17 protein-coding genes and 1 tRNA gene are annotated in these 16,631 nt (G+C 68.6%); 6 read left to right on the plus strand and 12 right to left on the minus strand.

Annotation, left to right across the window (positions count from 1 at the left end; genetic code table 11):
* Nucleotides 1-5: 5 nt before the first annotated feature.
* The 3 genes from A5730_RS10755 to fabG are packed head-to-tail and all read right to left on the minus strand — an operon-like array spanning nt 6 to nt 3,162.
* Entirely contained in the window at nt 6-1,199 is a 1,194-nt protein-coding gene (locus A5730_RS10755; RefSeq protein WP_067899324.1) for a CoA transferase, read from the minus strand.
* Entirely contained in the window at nt 1,196-2,416 is a 1,221-nt protein-coding gene (locus A5730_RS10760; protein ID WP_067899327.1) for an acetyl-CoA C-acetyltransferase, read from the minus strand. The genes A5730_RS10755 and A5730_RS10760 overlap by 4 nt, the downstream gene beginning before the upstream one ends.
* Nucleotides 2,413-3,162: a 3-oxoacyl-ACP reductase FabG gene (gene fabG, locus A5730_RS10765; protein ID WP_156745766.1), complete on the minus strand. Its 750-nt coding sequence runs from the start codon at nt 3,160-3,162 to the stop codon at nt 2,413-2,415. The genes A5730_RS10760 and fabG overlap by 4 nt, the downstream gene beginning before the upstream one ends.
* Nucleotides 3,163-3,275: 113 nt before the next feature.
* Between fabG and A5730_RS10770 the strand changes: the two genes are divergently transcribed.
* Genes A5730_RS10770 through A5730_RS10780 form a run of 3 tightly spaced genes read left to right on the plus strand, consistent with a single transcriptional unit; the run spans nt 3,276 to nt 5,748 of the window.
* Complete coding sequence (locus tag A5730_RS10770; protein WP_067899333.1) at nt 3,276-4,448, plus strand: acyl-CoA dehydrogenase family protein; 1,173 nt, start codon at nt 3,276-3,278, stop codon at nt 4,446-4,448.
* Between the two features lie 9 nt (nt 4,449-4,457).
* Nucleotides 4,458-5,279: a mycofactocin-coupled SDR family oxidoreductase gene (locus A5730_RS10775; protein WP_067899335.1), complete on the plus strand. Its 822-nt coding sequence runs from the start codon at nt 4,458-4,460 to the stop codon at nt 5,277-5,279.
* Between the two features lie 43 nt (nt 5,280-5,322).
* Entirely contained in the window at nt 5,323-5,748 is a 426-nt protein-coding gene (locus tag A5730_RS10780; protein ID WP_067899339.1) for a pyridoxamine 5'-phosphate oxidase family protein, read from the plus strand.
* A gap of 5 nt (nt 5,749-5,753) precedes the next feature.
* Here A5730_RS10780 and A5730_RS10785 read toward each other — a convergent pair whose 3' ends face one another.
* The 3 genes from A5730_RS10785 to A5730_RS10795 form a co-directional block, all read right to left on the minus strand.
* Complete coding sequence (locus A5730_RS10785) at nt 5,754-6,830, minus strand: phosphotransferase family protein (RefSeq protein ID WP_067899685.1); 1,077 nt, start codon at nt 6,828-6,830, stop codon at nt 5,754-5,756.
* Nucleotides 6,831-6,916: 86 nt separating this feature from the next.
* Complete coding sequence (locus A5730_RS10790; protein WP_067899342.1) at nt 6,917-8,653, minus strand: ABC transporter ATP-binding protein; 1,737 nt, start codon at nt 8,651-8,653, stop codon at nt 6,917-6,919.
* Nucleotides 8,650-11,232 carry an ABC transporter ATP-binding protein/permease gene (locus A5730_RS10795; RefSeq protein WP_067899345.1) on the minus strand — a complete coding sequence of 861 codons (2,583 nt, stop codon included), beginning with the start codon at nt 11,230-11,232 and terminating at the stop codon, nt 8,650-8,652. The genes A5730_RS10790 and A5730_RS10795 overlap by 4 nt, the downstream gene beginning before the upstream one ends.
* Nucleotides 11,233-11,381: 149 nt before the next feature.
* Here A5730_RS10795 and A5730_RS10800 point away from each other — a divergent pair, with 149 nt between their 5' ends.
* Nucleotides 11,382-11,807: a thiol-disulfide oxidoreductase DCC family protein gene (locus tag A5730_RS10800; protein ID WP_067899348.1), complete on the plus strand. Its 426-nt coding sequence runs from the start codon at nt 11,382-11,384 to the stop codon at nt 11,805-11,807.
* Here A5730_RS10800 and A5730_RS10805 read toward each other — a convergent pair.
* The 3 genes from A5730_RS10805 to A5730_RS10815 form a co-directional block, all read right to left on the minus strand.
* Nucleotides 11,804-12,121, minus strand: coding sequence for a hypothetical protein (locus A5730_RS10805; RefSeq protein ID WP_067899351.1), 318 nt, complete (start codon nt 12,119-12,121; stop codon nt 11,804-11,806). The two genes, A5730_RS10800 and A5730_RS10805, sit on opposite strands and share 4 nt — an antisense overlap.
* A gap of 139 nt (nt 12,122-12,260) precedes the next feature.
* The gene (locus tag A5730_RS10810; protein ID WP_067899353.1) at nt 12,261-13,130 is read right to left on the minus strand and encodes a hypothetical protein; all 870 of its coding nucleotides are present in this window, start codon (nt 13,128-13,130) and stop codon (nt 12,261-12,263) included.
* 217 nt (nt 13,131-13,347) lie between these two features.
* Nucleotides 13,348-13,434 (minus strand) — tRNA-Leu (locus A5730_RS10815).
* Nucleotides 13,435-13,531: 97 nt separating this feature from the next.
* Between A5730_RS10815 and A5730_RS10820 the strand changes: the two genes are divergently transcribed.
* Together A5730_RS10820 and A5730_RS10825 are read left to right on the plus strand one after the other, a co-directional pair.
* Nucleotides 13,532-13,909, plus strand: coding sequence for a hypothetical protein (locus A5730_RS10820; RefSeq protein ID WP_067824011.1), 378 nt, complete (start codon nt 13,532-13,534; stop codon nt 13,907-13,909).
* Nucleotides 13,906-14,256 (plus strand): DUF3817 domain-containing protein, encoded by a 351-nt coding sequence (locus tag A5730_RS10825; RefSeq protein WP_067899354.1) that lies wholly within the window; start codon nt 13,906-13,908, stop codon nt 14,254-14,256. The genes A5730_RS10820 and A5730_RS10825 overlap by 4 nt, the downstream gene beginning before the upstream one ends.
* A 62-nt stretch (nt 14,257-14,318) precedes the next feature.
* Here the strand turns inward: A5730_RS10825 and rdgB are convergent, their stop codons facing one another.
* The 3 genes from rdgB to A5730_RS10840 are packed head-to-tail and all read right to left on the minus strand — an operon-like array spanning nt 14,319 to nt 16,500.
* A complete protein-coding gene (gene rdgB, locus A5730_RS10830) occupies nt 14,319-14,918 on the minus strand; it encodes an RdgB/HAM1 family non-canonical purine NTP pyrophosphatase (RefSeq protein ID WP_067899358.1) in 600 nt (199 codons plus the stop codon).
* Nucleotides 14,915-15,694 carry a ribonuclease PH gene (gene rph, locus A5730_RS10835; protein ID WP_067899362.1) on the minus strand — a complete coding sequence of 260 codons (780 nt, stop codon included), beginning with the start codon at nt 15,692-15,694 and terminating at the stop codon, nt 14,915-14,917. The genes rdgB and rph overlap by 4 nt, the downstream gene beginning before the upstream one ends.
* A 23-nt stretch (nt 15,695-15,717) precedes the next feature.
* Entirely contained in the window at nt 15,718-16,500 is a 783-nt protein-coding gene (locus A5730_RS10840) for a cyclic nucleotide-degrading phosphodiesterase (RefSeq protein WP_067899365.1), read from the minus strand.
* Nucleotides 16,501-16,631 lie beyond the last annotated feature (131 nt).

Genomic DNA, 16,631 nt, shown 5'->3' on the forward strand with positions numbered 1-16,631 from the left:
CTTGCTCAGCAAGCGATGGTCTTCGCCTTCGCCAGGCGTTCGATGTCGGCGGTGGTCAATCCCAACCGCTGCTCGAGAACCTCGGCCGTGTCCTGCCCCAACGCGGGCGCGGGCGCGCCGGCGGGATGCGCGCCGTCGAACGCGACCGGCAGCCCGGGGGCCAGGTACTCACCCAGGCCTTGCTGCCGCAGTGGGGAAAACAGCGGGTTGTCGGTCACCTTCGGGCCCGCCGCGACTTCGGCGAAGGTGCGGTACCGCTCGAACAGCACCGTCGTGCCCGAGAGCGCGGCGGTGACCTCGTCGGCCGAGTGGTCGGCGAACCAGGTGGCGAACAGCCCGGACAGCACGTCGCGGTATCTGTAGCGGTCGCCCTCCGAACCGAAGTCGACACCCAGCGCGTCGGCGAGCGCCGCCACCGCGACACCGGTGCCGGTCACGTCGACCAGGTCGCGAAAGTGCCTGCGGGTCAAGGTGACAACCATGAACCGGGCGCCGTCACCGGCGACGAAGTCCTGCCCGTACTGGCCATAGATGGCGTTGCCCAGGCGCTCGCGTTGCGTGCCGGTGATCTGCGGCTCAGTCAACAGCCCCAGGTTTCCGGCGGTGGCCAACGCGACGTCCTCGAGCGCCAGGCTGATCCGCGCACCGGCACCGGATTCGTCTCGGCGGCGGACGGCGGTGACGACGGCCAGGGCGGCGTACAGGCCGCAGCACACGTCCCAGGCCGGCAACACGTGGTTGATCGGGCCGGCGTGCCCGGCGGGACCGGTGACGAGCGGGAATCCGATCCCGGCGTTGACCGTGTAATCCACCCCGGTGGAACCGTCGCCACGCCCGAGCAGCTGCACGTGGATGACGTCGGAACGCTTGTCGGCCAACGCCTCGTGGCTGAGCCAGGACAGGCCGGCGGCGTTGGTCACCACCACGCCGTCGCCCTCGACGATGAGCCGCACGACCAGTTCCTGCCCGTCGGGGGAGCGCAAATCGATGGTGGCCGAACGCTTGCCCTTGTTCAGCCCGGTCCAGTAGATGGATGTGCCGTCGGCCGCCAGCGGCCACCGCTGGACGTCGGAGGCGCCGCCGATCGGATCGATCCGGATCACCTCCGCGCCAAGCTGACTCAACGTCATGCCACACAGCGGGGCGGCGACGAAGCTGGACACCTCGACGACGGTGAGCCCGCTCAGGGGACCGGTCACGTCACCCGCTCGAACACCGCGGCCAGGCCCTGGCCGCCGCCGATGCACATGGTCTCCAGCCCGTAGCGCGCCTCGCGGCGGTTGAGCTCGCGGGCCAGTGAGGCCAGCATCCGCCCACCCGTCGCGCCGACGGGATGGCCCAACGAGATGCCGGATCCGTGCACGTTCGTCCGCTCGTGGTCGGCCGCGCCGAAATTCCACTCCCGCATCACCGCAAGCGCTTGCGCGGCAAAGGCTTCGTTGAGTTCGATCAGGTCGATGTCGGACAGCCGCAGGCCGGCCTTGCGCAGCGCCGCCTCGGTCGCCGGTACCGGCCCGATGCCCATGACGTGGGGCGCCACCCCCGCCAGCCCCCATGACACCAGGCGGACCAGCGGGGTCAGACCGTATTCGGCGGCCTTCTCGGGCGTGGTCACCACGCACACCGACGCCGCGTCGTTTTGGCCGCTGGCGTTGCCGGCGGTGACGGTGGCTGCCGAATCCTCGCTGAGCAGAACGGGTTTGAGCTTGCCCAGCGACTCGACCGAGGTGTCGGCGCGCGGGTGTTCGTCGGTGTCGATCAGTTCCTCGCCGTGGCGCGTGCGGACGGTGACCGGGATGATCTCCTCGGCGAGAACCCCGTCCTTCTGCGCGGCCACGGCCCGCTGGTGCGACCGCACGGCGAGTTCGTCCTGCTCCAGCCGCGCAATGCCGTACTGGCGGCGCAGATTCTCCGCCGTCTCCAGCATGCCGCCGGGGACCGGGTGGTGCCGGCCACCGGCGGTGGTGCGTCCCCGGGCCAGCCCGTCGTGCACCTGGACGCCGCTTCGCGCGCCGCCCCAACGCATGTCGGTGGAATAGAAGGCGACGTTGCTCATGCTCTCGCAGCCGCCGGCGACCACCAGATCCTGATCGCCGCTGCCCACCTGCAGCCACGCCTGGATCACCGCCTGCAGGCCCGACCCGCAACGCCGGTCGACTTGCATGCCGGGCACCGTCACCGGCAGGCCGGCATCCAGCGCAACGACGCGCCCGATCGCCGGGGCATCGCTGTTGGGATAGCAGTGACCGAGGATCACGTCCTGCACCGCGTCGGGCGCCAGTCCGGTCCGCTCGAGCAACCCCTGCAGGGCGGTAACGCCCAGGTCGACGGCCGTCAGCGAGGAGAACATGCCGCCGTAACGGCCGATCGGCGTCCGGACCGGTTCGCAGATGACGGCTTCGCGGAGCGCGCTCATAGGTGTCGGCCGCCGGTGATCTCCATGACGGTGCCGGTCATGTAGGACGACAGGTCGGAGGCCAGGAACAGCGCCACGCTGGCGACTTCGCTGGGCTCACCGGCCCGGCCCATCGGCACCTCGGCGACCTTCGAATCCCAAATACGTTGCGGCATAGCCTCGGTCATCGCCGAGCGGATCAAGCCGGGGGCGATCGCGTTCACCCGGACGCCCAAGTAGGCCAGTTCCTTGGCGGCCGCCTTGGTCATGCCGACGATGCCGGCCTTGGCCGCCGAGTAGTTGGTCTGCCCGACCATGCCGACCTTGCCCGACACCGACGACATGTTGATGATCGCGCCCCGCTTGTTTTCCCGCATGACCGCGGCCGCCAATCGGGTGCCGTTCCAGGTTCCCTTCAAATGCACGGCGATGACCTGATCGAACTGCTCCTCGGTCATCTTGCGCATCGTCGCGTCCCGGGTGATGCCCGCATTGTTGACCATGATGTCCAGCCCGCCGAAACGCTCGACCGCGGTTTGGATCAGTTTTTCGACATCGGATGCCTGCGTGACATCGCATTGGACCGCGACGGCGACGTCATCACCGCCGAGCTGTTTGGCCACCGCTTGCGTCGCTTCGAGATTGACGTCGCCGAGCACAACCCGCGCGCCCTCGGCGACGAAGCGCTCCGCGATGGCCAGCCCCAGCCCTTGCGCTCCGCCCGTGATTACCGCCGTCTGACCTGCCAACAACCCCACGTGGGTCACACATCCTTCACTGTCGTAGCCACCGCCGGACACCCGCAAGGCAAATATCATATTTGATATAGGATCCTGCCCTGAACCGGGGTCTCCCCGACCAGGAGAGGAGCGTGCAGCCAATGGCCACCGCCGAATCCGCGGAAGTCAGCGACGATGACTTTCGCGAGATCCTTGCCCAGACACGGCAATTCGTCCGAAGCGCCGTCGTTCCCCGCGAGCAGGAGATCCTCGACGGGGATCGCGTTCCGGACGACCTCCGCGACGAGGCGAAGAAGATGGGGCTGTTCGGTTACGCGATTCCCCAGGAGTGGGGCGGCCTCGGCCTCAACCTCATGCAGGACGTCGAGCTGGCGATGGAGCTCGGCTACACCTCGCTGGCGCTGCGGTCGATGTTCGGCACCAACAACGGCATCGCCGGACAGGTGCTGGTCGGCTTCGGCACCGACGAACAGAAGTCCCGCTGGCTGGAGGCGATCGCGACCGGCGACGTCGTCGCCTCGTTCGCGCTGACCGAGCCCGGCGCCGGCTCCAACCCGGCCGGCCTGCGCACCAAAGCCGTTCGCGACGGGGACGATTGGGTGATCTCCGGGCAGAAGCGGTTCATCACCAACGCGCCCGTCGCCGACCTGTTCGTGGTGTTCGCGCGCACCCGGCCGGCCGACGACCAGGGCCCCGGGATTGCCGTGTTCCTGGTTCCCGCCCACGCCGACGGCGTCGAAGTCGGCGCCAAAGACGCCAAGATGGGCCAGGAGGGCGCGTGGACCGCCGACGTCAGTTTCGACGACGTCCGGGTCGGTGGCGGCGCGCTGGTCGGCGGTAGCGAGGACATCGGGTATCGAGCGGCGATGACGTCGCTGGCACGCGGGCGGGTGCACATCGCCGCCATCGCCGTCGGCGCCGCCCAACGCGCGCTCGACGAATCGATCGGCTACGCGGCCACCGCGACGCAGGGCGGGACGCCGATCGGAAGCTTCCAGTTGGTTCAGGCGATGCTCGCCGACCAGCAGACCGGCGTGCTGGCCGGCCGGGCGCTGGTGCGCGACGCCGCGCGGCAGTGGGTGACCGGCGAGGACCGCCGGGTCGCGCCGTCCGCGGCCAAGCTGTTCTGCACCGAAATGGCCGGCAACGTGGCAGATCTCGCGGTGCAGATCCACGGCGGCAGCGGTTACATCCGCGGGGTCCCGGTCGAGCGCATCTACCGCGACGTGCGGCTGCTACGACTGTATGAGGGCACGAGCGAGATTCAGCGCCTGATCATCGGGTCCAACCTCGTCAAAGCGGCGCAGCGATAAGGAGCAACTATGGGCGGCAAGCTCGCAGGCCGAGTGGCATTCATCACCGGGGCGGCCCGCGGCCAGGGCCGGGCGCACGCGGTTCGGCTGGCGCGGGAGGGCGCCGACATCATCGCCGTCGACATCGCCGGCAAGCTTCCGTCCTGTGTCCCGTACGACCCGGCGACCCCCGACGACCTGGCCGAGACCGTTCGGCTGGTTGAGGAAACGGGCCGCCGGATCGTCGCCTCGGTCGTGGACACCCGCGACTTCGAGGCGCTTCGCCAGGCCGTCGACGACGGTGTCGACGCGCTCGGGCGGTTGGACATCATCGTCGCCAATGCCGGCGTCGCCGCCCCGCAGGCCTGGAACGACATCACGCCGCAGGACTTCCGCGACGTGATGGACATCAACGTGACCGGCACGTGGAACACAGTGATGGCCGGTGCGGACAAGATCATCGAAGGGGGCCGCGGCGGCTCGATCATCCTGATCAGTTCCGCGGCCGGGATGAAGATGCAGCCGTTCATGGTGCACTACACCGCCAGCAAGCACGCCGTCACCGGGATGGCGCGCGCTTTCGCCGCCGAGCTGGGCAAGCATTCGATCCGGGTCAACAGCGTTCATCCCGGGCCGGTGAACACGCCGATGGGCACGGGCGACATGGTCGCGGCGGTGGGCAAGGCCATGGAGACCAACCCGCAGCTGTCCAGCGTGCTCACGCCGTTCCTGCCCGACTGGGTCGCCGAGCCGGAGGAGATCGCCGACACGGTGTGCTGGCTGGCCAGCGACGAGTCCCGCAAGATCACCGCCGCGCGGATCCCGGTCGATCAGGGCTCCACGCAGTACTGACCGGCTTGGGAATAGATTCCCGCGAGCGGCGATTGCAGGCGACATGAAAGCCTTCACCGAGAGCGAACGTCAGGAGTTTCTGGCCGGCAAGCACGTCGCCGTGTTGTCCGTCGCGGCCGACGGCCGGCCGCCGGCCAGCGTCCCGATCTGGTACGACTACACGCCGGGTGGGGACATCCGAATCATGACCGGGGCGTCGAGTCGCAAGACGCGGCTCATCGAGCGGGCCGGGGCGGTGACGCTCGTCGTCCAGCGCGAGGAGCCGCCGTACCAATACGTGGTGGTCGAGGGCTCGATCGTCGAGACCACCAATCCGGCTCCCCACGACGTGCAGGAGGCGATCGCCATCCGCTACCTCGGCGAGGAGGGCGGGCGGGCGTTCATCCGCAGCATGGAGGGGGTGGAGGAGGTGATGTACACCATCCGCCCCGACCGCTGGCTGAGCGCGGACTTCACCGGCGACCTGTAGAGGTCTCAGCCGATCAGGTCCAGCGTCCCGAGGTCACGGATCGCTTGGCAGCCGCGGGTGAGCATGGTCAGCACCATGTCGTCACCACGGTCGGTCGCGGCGGCGAACGCGAACCCCAGCGCCGAGATCAGGGGTGCCTGCAACACTCCGAGACAGTAATCGCGCCAACACGTTTCGCGGTCATAGTCGGCGACCCCGGACGTCGTCAAGGCGCGATGGTAGTCGGTGACCAGACCCCCTTCGATGCTCGCGCGCAGTGCCGAATCGAGGCTGGTGGCGGTGAAGTAGGCGAGGTCCCTGGCCGGCAGACCCACCCCGAGCGTCTGCCAGTCGACCACGCTGACCCGGGTTCGGTCCGGGTCGAACAGCAGGTTGTCCAGGCGGTAGTCACCGTGCAGCAGGGCGAACCGGTCATACTCGGTCATCAGCCACGGGGTGACCAATCCCATTGCCGCGCTGAAGGTATCGCGGTCTTCGGCGCTCATCCGATCGCCCAGCTTGTCGAGGATGATGTCGGCGCTCATCTTCGCCACCTCGCCCATGCCCCCGGCGCCCGCCTCGTCGGGCCGGCCGAACGCGATGCCCGGGAAATCGAGCCAGAACGGATCACACCAGCTGGGCGCGTGCAGGCCGGCCAGCGCGGTGACCGCGAGCCGCGCTTCCCGCTCCCCGCAACCGGCGAGCTGGTCGCCCTGCACGGCGGGCGCTTGATCGGCGAGGAGCAAGGCGAAATCCATTGCATCCTCGGAGATCTCCGAGTAGTAGCACCGCGGCGTCGGCACCTGCACCCGGTCGGCCACGGACGAGTAGAACGCGCACTCGCTGCGATATCCGATGACCACCCGATCGCGGACGGTGTCGTCCTGGGCGGGCAATTTGATGACGAAGGTCTGGGGCAGGTCACCGGGGCTCCCCGCGTAGCGGGCGGTCACCCGGTAGGTCGCGCCCGTCTGCCCGGTGCCGATCGCGACCACGTCGACGTCGACAACCTCGACGGGTGCGCCGCCCCCACTGAGCGCGTTCGACAACCACTGCGGGGTGACGTCGCCCGGATACCGCGGAATCGACACCACAGCACTCATGAACAGCACGCCTCCTGTACCCGGACCGCCTTGCCTGACTGACAAACTGTAAGGCATACCGCAAGCGCCGCGGTCAATACGGCGACCTAGTCGGAAAGGATCCGCCATTCGGCGGCCTCGTGCTGCTGCCGCCAGAACTCGTCGAAACGCCCACCCGCCGCAAGCAATTCGTCGACCGTTCCGTCCTCGACCACTCGACCGCCATCGAGGAACAGGACCCGGTCGGCGTGGCTGATGCTGGCCAACCGGTGCGCGACGATCACCTGGGTGCGCGACCGCGGGTCGAGCGTGAGCGCGTCGACCACCGCCGCCTCGTTTTCGGTGTCCAGGGCGCTGGTGGCCTCGTCGACCAACAGCGTCGGCGCCGGTTTGAGCAGCGCCCGGGCGATGCTGACCCGTTGGCGTTCGCCGCCCGACAGCGCGGAGCCCGCTTCGCCGACGATCGTGTCGGCGCCGTCGGGCAGCCGGCCGATGAGTTCGTCGACGCGGGCCAGCGCCATGGCCCGCGTGAACTGCTCTTCGCCGGCGCCGGGGTGCCCGGCGAACACGTTGTCCCGGATCGACCCGTGGAACAGATACGGGTGCTGGAACACCACGCTGCTGGCCGCCCGCCGCGATTCGGCGTCCAGCGTCGCCCCGTCGACACCGTCGATCAGGACCCGGCCGCGGGTCGGCTCGTGCAGCCCGGCGATCAGCGCCAGGATGGTGCTCTTGCCCGATCCGGACGGTCCGACGATCGCCGTCGTGCTGCCCGGCGCCAACGTGAAACTCACCCCGTCCAGCACCGGGGCGGTCGCGCCGTCGTAGCCGAACGTGACGTCGTCGAATTCGATCCTTGGCGCCGTCGCGGCGGGCAGCCCGGCGGACCCGGCGTTCAGCACCGGCGCCGCGAGAACCGACCGGATTTGGCCGAGCGTGGCGCGGGTGCTCTCCAGGGCCGGCGCCAGCTCGCTGATCGTGGTGAACGGCTCCAGGTAGCGCACGATGACGACGATCAAGGCGATGGCCTCGGGCACGGTGACCGTCTTGTCGATGGTCAGCGCCGCGGTCGCCCCCGCCAGCAGGATGAGCGACAGCTGGCTGGCCAGGCTGAACAACAGCTGGCCCGGAACCTGCATGGACAGCAACCGCATGGTCGCCCCGCGCTGCGCGGCCAGCGCGTCGCCGACCAGGCTGCGCGCCGGCTCGACCCGCCGGGCGGCCCGCAACGCCTGCTGGGTGCGCGCGAATTCGATGATCCGTTCGGTGAGCGCGCTGTTGGCTTCGTCGGCCGCGGCGGCGGCGCCCCGCGCCAGTCGCGCCGACGCCCACAACGCACCCAGCAGCAGCGGCACCCCGCCTAGCGCGGCCAAGCCGAGCTGCCACGAGATTGGAAGCAACGCCAGCCCGATGGCGGCGGGCAGCAGGACGGCGGAGGTCAGCGGCGTCAGCAGGTTGACGACGAGGCCGACCAGTTCGGGACCGGTCGCGGCGATCGCCTGGCGTGCCGTCGCGGTGTGCTCGGCGGTGAACCAGTCCAGCCGCACCGAAGGCAACCGGTCCGCCACGTCGTGCTGGCTGTGATCGAGCACGGCGAACCCGAGGTCGAAGCCGATGCGCGCCGTCGCGGTGTCGATCACCCATCCGAGCACGGTGGCGGCGGTGAGCCAGCCCAGCCACCCCAGCGCGCGGTGCGGGGCGTCGCCGAACAGCGCCCCCACCAATGGCACCAGCAGCACCGCGGCCGCCGCGCGGACCACCACGGAGAGCAGCGCGAGCACGGTGTAGGCGCTGACCTTGGCGCGGCGATCCGCCGGCACCAGGCCCAGCCACGTGCGGATCATCGTGCCCCCTCCCGAGCCGGGCTGGCCGCGACCGGGTCTCGTCGGCCGCCCTCCCAGAGCCGTCGGTAGCGGCCGTCGGCGGCCAACAACTCCTCGTGCGTGCCGCGTTCGGCGATCCGGCCGTGGTCGAGCACGACGATCTGGTCGGCGCCGGTGATGGTGTGCAATCGGTGGGCGATCACCAGCACGGTGCGATCCCGCGTCAGCCGGTTGAGCGCCTGCTGCACAAGGTATTCCGATTCCGGGTCGGCGAACGCGGTGGCCTCGTCGAGAATGAGCACCGGCGTGTCCGCCAGGATCGCACGGGCGATCGTAAGCCGTTGCCGTTCCCCACCGGACAAGCCGCTCCCCGCGCCCAGCACGGTGTCGTAGCCGTCCGGCAGTCGCATGATGCGGTCGTGGATTTGCGCTTGGCGCGCCGCCTCCTGAATCTGGGTAGCGCTGGCATCGGGCACGGCCAGCGCGATGTTGTCGGCGACGGTGCCGTGCACCAGTTGCGTCTCCTGCAGGACGAACCCGACGTTCGCGTAGAGCTCGTCGGCGGTCATCGACCGGATGTCGCGGCCCCCAACGCGTATCGAGCCCCGCTCGACGTCGTGGAACCGGGCCAGCAGGGCGGCCAGTGTCGACTTCCCGGAGCCCGACGGGCCGACGAGGGCGGTGACGGTGCCGGGCCGCAGCGCCAACGACACGTTCTGGATCACCGGGACGCCCGGGCGGTAGCCGAAGCTGACGTCGTCGAACTCCACGGTCGCCGACGGATCGCCGGACTGGTCGCTCCCCGAGACGGCGAGTTCGGGCTCGTCGAGGGCGTTCTGCAGGCGCCGCGCGGCCAGCATGCCGGCGCTGATGCCACCCACCCCGTAGGCGATCCCCAGCAGCCGGGCCCCGAAAGTGGTGCCCAGCAACAGGAATGGCAAAAGGTTGACCGGATCCATTCGGCCGCTCACGGTCAGCAGGGTGCCGGTGAGCACGATCAGCCACAGGAAGGTCGAGGGCCGGGTGACCAAATCCATCAGCGTCTTCTTGCCCGCCAGCGGCCGCTGCCAGGAGACGAGGAATTCGATGTAGGAGTCCAGTTGGCGCCGGAAGCTGGATGCGGCCGCGCCGCCGAAGACGCGGATCACCGGTTGGCCCTCCAGGTAGGCGCCGGCCTCGCCGTTCATCTTTTCCGCCCAGCGCTGCGATTGCGGGATGCGCGGGCCGGACTGGATGGTGAGCGAAGACGTCAGCACCAGGTACACCAGGACGGGCAGGAACAACACGAGCGCCACCCGCCAGTCGACGGCGAACAGGTAGGCCAGCACGGCCACCGGCGCGATGATCGCCGCGACCGCGTCGGGGATCGCGTGGGTGACCAGATAGTGCAGCGACAGCGTGTCGTCGTGCAACAACTGCTTGATCGAACCGGACCCGCGCGCGGTGAACCAGCCCAGCGGCAGCCGAGATAGCTTGCGCAGCAAGCGGGAACGCAGGTCTGCGGCGAACCGCGCGTCGACGACGTGCAGCCACAGCGTGAGCGCCGCCCCGAGCACGGTGCCGGTTCCCAGCAGCGCGACCGCCGCAATCCCGACGTCCCAAAGTCGTGGGGCCGGCGCCCCGGAAACCAGCAGGCGGGCCAACTCGACCAGGAGCACGAACGGCGCGAGCTGCACCAGCGTTATGACGGCCTGCAGGACCCCGGACAGGATCAGCGCCGAGCGCAGCGGCGCGAGCAATCGGCCGGCACCCTGGGCTCGCCAGCTGCCGCGCGCCGCGGGGGCGGGCGCCGGGCCGGGCACCGCCGGTGATGAAACGCGTTCGGGTGCAATATGATTGGGTTCGGGCTCGTCGCCGCGGCGGGTGCCCATCGCCCGTCCGGCGCTCCAATAGGCCTGGGCGTGTACCTCGGACTTGGGGAAGCCGAATTCGTCGCGCAGCCGCGTTCGCACGTGCTTGAGCACGGTGGCCTCGGGCGTTGCCCACGCGTACCAGTTGGACCAGTCCCGGCTATCGATCGCCGCGGCAAGGGATTTCTCGTCATGGCGGGCCACCCAGTGCACGCGCAGCCGGGGGTGCTGGGTGATTGGTATCAGGACGTCATGGTCGTCGTGTTGCTCGAGATACATCTCGATCGGCACGTCGTCGGGGACGACCCCGATGATGCCGTTCATGCCCGGGATCGACGCGGAGTCCCCGATCAGCAGGTAGCCGGCCGGTTGTTCGTCGGGCGCGTCGAAGCGCGACGAGCCCATCAGCGCCATGACGGCGATGTTGGCGCCGGGTTGCGCGGTGCGCGCCCATTTCGACGCCGGGCCCGCGGGTTCGTGCAGCACGATGTCGACGGCGAAGCGCCCCTCGGGGACGTCGGCCTCGGAAATCGTGTAGGCGCGCTGGAATTCGGTGTTGGATCCGTCCGGGTCCGGGAACCAGAACCGCAGCCACGCCGCGGGTTCGGCGTCCACGTCTTCGAACAAAGTCGGCGACGTCATCCGCACCCGCACGAAATGCGGTGCGATCTGGACGGTTTCAATCACGGTTGCGGTGTGGTCGCGGGCGCCGAAGCTTCGCAACATCACGCCGGAGAGTCCGCGTGCCATCACCGGTCCTTTCTCGCGGCGCTCAGCTCCGCGGCGTCAGCGAACGGGCGGGCGGACCCCCTCGCCGAATACGCTACCGCCACAAACTAAGGGTTGCCTTACCAAAGGTCAAACCCGGGTTGTCGGAGCCGGCTCGGTAGCCTGGTGGTGTGAGCGGTGAATCGGCTCCGCCGGTGTTGCTCTACGACGGCGTCTGCGGCGTGTGCAACGCGGCGGTGCGCACGGTACTTCGGTTCGACCGCGCTGGCACCCTGCGCTTCGCGGCCCTGGACAGCGACTACGCCCGCGCGGTCTTCGCTCGGCACCCGGCCATGGACGGCGTCGACTCCGTGGTGTTCGTCGATGAGCCGGGCCAGCCCGGCGAACGGCTAGCCGTCCGATCCGCCGCCGCATTGCGCGTGGTGGATTACCTCGGCGGGCCGTGGAAGCTGTTCGGAACGGCCCGCATCATTCCGGCTCCGGTGCGCGACTGGCTCTACGACAAGTTCGCCGGCATCCGCTATCGCGTCTTCGGCAAGTACGACACGTGTCCGTTGCCGCCGCCGCACGTTCGCGCCCGCTTCCTGGACGCCTAGCCCTCGGCCCCGAGGGCCAACTCGGCCTCGGACTCCTCGCGCTTCAGTTGGGCCAGCTTGCGGTCCTCGACCGCCGCTTCCCGATGCTTGACCGCCGACTCGCGGTGGGCGCCCACGTGGGAAACACCGAGCTCGACGGTCCGGTCCTGCATCCGTGCCATTTGGTCGTGCTTACGGGCCGACTCCTCCAAGCTGCGGGCCGCCGCCAGCCCCGCGTGCGCGGCGCGTGCGCGAGCCTCCGTGACCCTGTGTTCGGCGCGCTCCACGTCTTTTGCGCTGAAGGCTTTCTCGCCCGGCTGGTCTCTGGTGTCCATGGCGTCTCCTTGTGTCCCGTGCAGATGCAGGTACCCCGCAGCGAGGGTTTAACGCCTGGCGAAGGAGAACTGGTGGTGTGACCCCGGCTTGCGATCGCGCGCCTGTAGCACCTGCTGACACGCCCTCAAGCGGGGCCGGTTAGTTGCCGAGTCGGGTCACCATCGCACAATTCTGCGGCATTCTCACGATGCCAGGTCCTGTTACGGGATGTTTCCAAACCCGAATGATGTAACTGGTTCCGCTTTCGCCGATCAGCATTCCGGTAATTGTGGAATCCTTGGCCTCCTTGAATAAGGGCGGCTTCTGCGCTTCGGGACAGATCCAGGTCGCATGCACAGCATCGCTCGACACATCGAGGATAGGGATGTTGAAAACCGTCAGGGGTTTGACTTTATGCCCGGCAAGAATGCTGTTGGCCGAACGCACGGCTTTGTTGTATATCGCAGTCGTGGGCAACATGATCGCGACCGTGACCGCGAGAATGGCTCCAACGATCGTGCGCTGATCTTCTGACGACCGCTGGGCGATGAATCCCAGAACAACGGAAAGGATGAACACCGATACCCATACGGCGATTATCACGCTCCCAGACCACGCCGGCGATGCCAGGGATGTGACGAAAAAGCTGAAGACGAATCCGGCCGCAATGTTCCATCCGTAGGAGGTGGCCCAACGGGCTAGCCTGGACTCCGAGTGCCTGGCCCTGAATTCGCGAACCATTTTCGTGGCGCCGAACCAGGCTATCGCCACCAGCGCGGTGATAATCGAAAATCCAACGCTACGAACCAGAATGAAAGTGTTGTTTATCCCCACTTCTTCCGGGTTCAAACCGACCGCTCTGTAGAACGCTCGATACCCCGTGAAAAGGGCGCCGTATACGACGGCACCCGCGAGAGCGGTCAACTTCAATATGTTGTCGAGGCTAAGGCTTGGCATCCGGGTCCCCGCGGGCTCAGGCGGCTGTTTGTCGCTGTCCGGAGAATCGCCGACCTTGACTTCTGTTGTCATATGTCGTCTCCCTGAGGGTGACCACTGGTCCGGTGATGCCACACCGACGTGCTTATGGCGATGCCGCCACAATGCACGTTGGGCGGAAACATGTCGCCAAAGCCCGTGTTCGGATGAAGTTCGTGATTTGGTGACGCGGCCCAATTCTTCGATGGGAGCGTAAGCAGAGCCGCGGTCGCGCGCGTGAGATTCGCCAAAAATGTCATTGCGGAACTGGTGGTGCGGGCGGAGGGACTCGAACCCTCAAGCTCTCACGAGCACCGGCACCTAAAGCCGGCATGTTTGCCAATTTCATCACGCCCGCAGCGTGCCGATCGTACCGCTCAGTTCGCGACCGGACCCGTCCGCGGCGCGCCTCGACGAATTCGTCGGCCCCAAGTCGTGAGCGGTACGTTCATGGGGTGTCCACCACCCGCCGTCGCAGGCCCGCGCTGATCGCCTTGGTGATCGTCGCGGCGTGCGGATGCCTGGCGCTGGGCTGGTGGCAGTGGACCAGGTTCCAGTCGGTCTCGGGCACGTTCCAGAACCTCGGCTACGCGTTGCAATGGCCGCTGTTCGCGTGGTTCTGCGTGTACGCGTACCGCAAATACGTCCGCTACGAAGAGATGCCGCCCGAGCCCCGCCGGGAAGCTCAAACCGAGCTACCCGCCGGTTTGCTTCCCGAGCGCCCCAAGCCGACGCCGCAGCCGCCCGACGACCCGGCGCTCGCGGAGTACAACGCCTACCTGGCCGAGCTGGCCAAACACGACACCGAAAAACAGAACAGGACCACCGCATGACCACACCCGAGCCGCCCGGAGCGCCGGCGTCCGCATTCCCCGTCGAGAAGATTCGCACGGCCCTGCTCGCCTACCGAATCATGGCGTGGACGACGGGCCTCTGGCTGATCGCGCTGTGCTACGAGATCGTCTCGCACATCGTCATGCACCACGAGATCCGCTGGATCGAGGTGGTGCACGGCTGGGTCTACTTCATCTACGTGTTGGCCGCGTTCAATCTGGCGGTCAAGGTGCGGTGGCCGATTGCCAAGACGATCGGTGTGCTGCTCGCCGGGACCATCCCGCTGGTCGGCATCATCGTCGAGCAACTCCAGACCCGGGACGTCAAGACCCGCTTCGGGCTTTAAGGCTCGAGCGTGAGGCTAGCTGCAAACTCGGGGCCGAACGTGCGGCTGGCTTCACACTCGCCCTAACCCAACTCGCGCAGCGCCGGCACCAACAGCGCGAGGGCGCGCCCGCGATGGGAGACCGCGTCCTTCTCCTCGGGGCTGAGTTCCGCGGCGGTGCGCGCGGACCCGTCCGGGACGAAGACCGGGTCATAACCGAAGCCGCCGTCGCCGCGCGGTGCCCGCGCGATGCTGCCGGGCCACTCGCCGCGGACGACGACCTCGCCGGTCGGCCCGGCCAGGGCGCAGGCGGACACGAACGCGGCGCCGCGCCGTTCGTCGGGGACGTCGCGCAACTGCGCCAGCAGCAGCGCGGTGTTGGCGGCGTCGTCGCCGTGGTTGCCCGACCAGCGCGCCGAGAGCACGCCGGGCATCCCGTTCAACGCGGCCACCTGAAGACCGGAATCGTCGGCCACCGCGGCAAGCCCGGTCGCGGCGAACGCGTCCCGCGCCTTGGCCAGCGCGTTGTCCTCGAAGGTCGCGCCCGTTTCAGGCGCCTCGTCGAAGGGGGGCACGTCCCGCAAGGACAGCAACGTCAGCCCCGTCAGGCCGGCGGCGTCGAGCACCCGGCGCAATTCGGCCAGCTTCTTGGGGTTGCGGCTGGCGACCAATACGCGCGTCAGCTGCCGAACGCCTTCGGCGGCGGCGCCCCCTCGGGCAGCTCGCCCGGATACGGCTGGGCCAGCGCCTCACGCTGGGCGGCGAACAACTTGTCGCAGGCGGCCAGCGCCACGTCGAGCAGCTTGTCCAGCGTCGACCGCGGGAACGTCGCCCCCTCACCGGTGCCCTGAACCTCGACAAGGGTCCCGGTGTCGGTGGCGACGACGTTCATGTCGACCTCGGCGCGCGCGTCTTCCTCGTAGGGCAGGTCCACCCGGATCCTGCCGTCGACCACCCCGACGCTGACCGCCGCGATGGCGCACGACAACGGCCGCGGGTCGGACAGCTTGCCCGCCGCGGCCAGGTAGGTCACGGCGTCGGACAGCGCCACGAAGGCGCCGGTGATGGCGGCGGTGCGGGTGCCGCCGTCCGCCTGCAACACGTCGCAGTCGACGGCGATCGTGTTTTCCCCCAACGCCCTAAGGTCGATGCAGGCCCGCAGCGACCGGCCGATCAGCCGGCTGATCTCCTGGGTGCGCCCGGACAACCGCCCCTTCACGGATTCGCGGTCGGAGCGCGAGTGGGTGGCCGATGGCAGCATCGCGTACTCCGCGGTCAGCCAACCCAGACCGGATCCCTTGCGCCAGCGCGGCACCCCCTCGGTGACGCTGGCGGTGCACATGACCTTGGTGTGGCCGAATTCGATCAGCACCGATCCCGCCGGATGGTCGGTGAAACCGCGGGTGATGACTACCGGGCGAAGCTCGTCGTCAAGGCGGCCGTCTTCTCGTCTGGTCACGACGCAACCCTAACGCGGGACGCTCAGACCCTTTCAGAGCGGCGGATATCGAACGTTTCGCCGCACACCACCGCATGCACGGGTCCGTCGAACTCCGCCTTGGCCTCGGTGATCACGTCCTCGCGCGAGGTCCACGGCGGGATGTGCGTCAGCAGCAGCTCGCGGACGCCGGCCTGCGTCGCGATCCTCCCGGCCTCGGTACCCGACAGGTGCAGGGCGGGCGGGCGGTCCGGCGAGTGGGTCCAGGAGGCTTCGCAGAGGAAGACGTCGGCGTCGCGGGCCAGCTCGACGAGCTGGTCGCAGACGCCGGTGTCGCCGCTGTAGACGAACGAGGCGCCGGTGGCATCGGTGATCCGCATGCCGTAGGACTCCGTCGGGTGGGCCACCACCCGCGGCGTCACGGTGAGCGACCCGAACGTGACCGGCTCGCCGTCGACCCAATGCCGAACGTCGAAAATGTCTGAGCAGTCGTCGATTTCACCGCCGTAGGGCGACGACGCCGCGCCCAGGCGGGACCAGGTGTCGCCGGGGCCGTACAACAACGCCTTGCCGTCCGGGCGCGACGGGTGGTACCGGCGCCACACGAACAAACCGGGAAGATCCAGACAGTGGTCGGCATGCAGATGTGACAACAGCACGTGCACGGAGGCGGGATCGGCATAGCGCTGGAGCGCGCCGAGCACACCGCCGCCGAAGTCGATGACCATCGGCGGAGTGTCCGGTGCCCGGAGCAGATATCCCGACGCGGGCGAATCCGGCCCCACCACGCTGCCCGAGCAGCCGAGCACGGTTATTCGCACGGACACTACTGTGCCATGCCCGATGGGACCGTGACGAAAACATCGCCGCATTCATGTGATGAGAATCTCGCCATCGGCGCGTGGCGATCGCAAGCGCGGCGAAGCCGGGTGAAGCGGGTCGGCACCATCAGCGCGCG

The sequence above is a fragment of the Mycobacterium sp. ACS4054 genome (assembly GCF_001667275.1).
In the GTDB taxonomy this organism is placed as follows: Bacteria; Actinomycetota; Actinomycetes; order Mycobacteriales; family Mycobacteriaceae; genus Mycobacterium.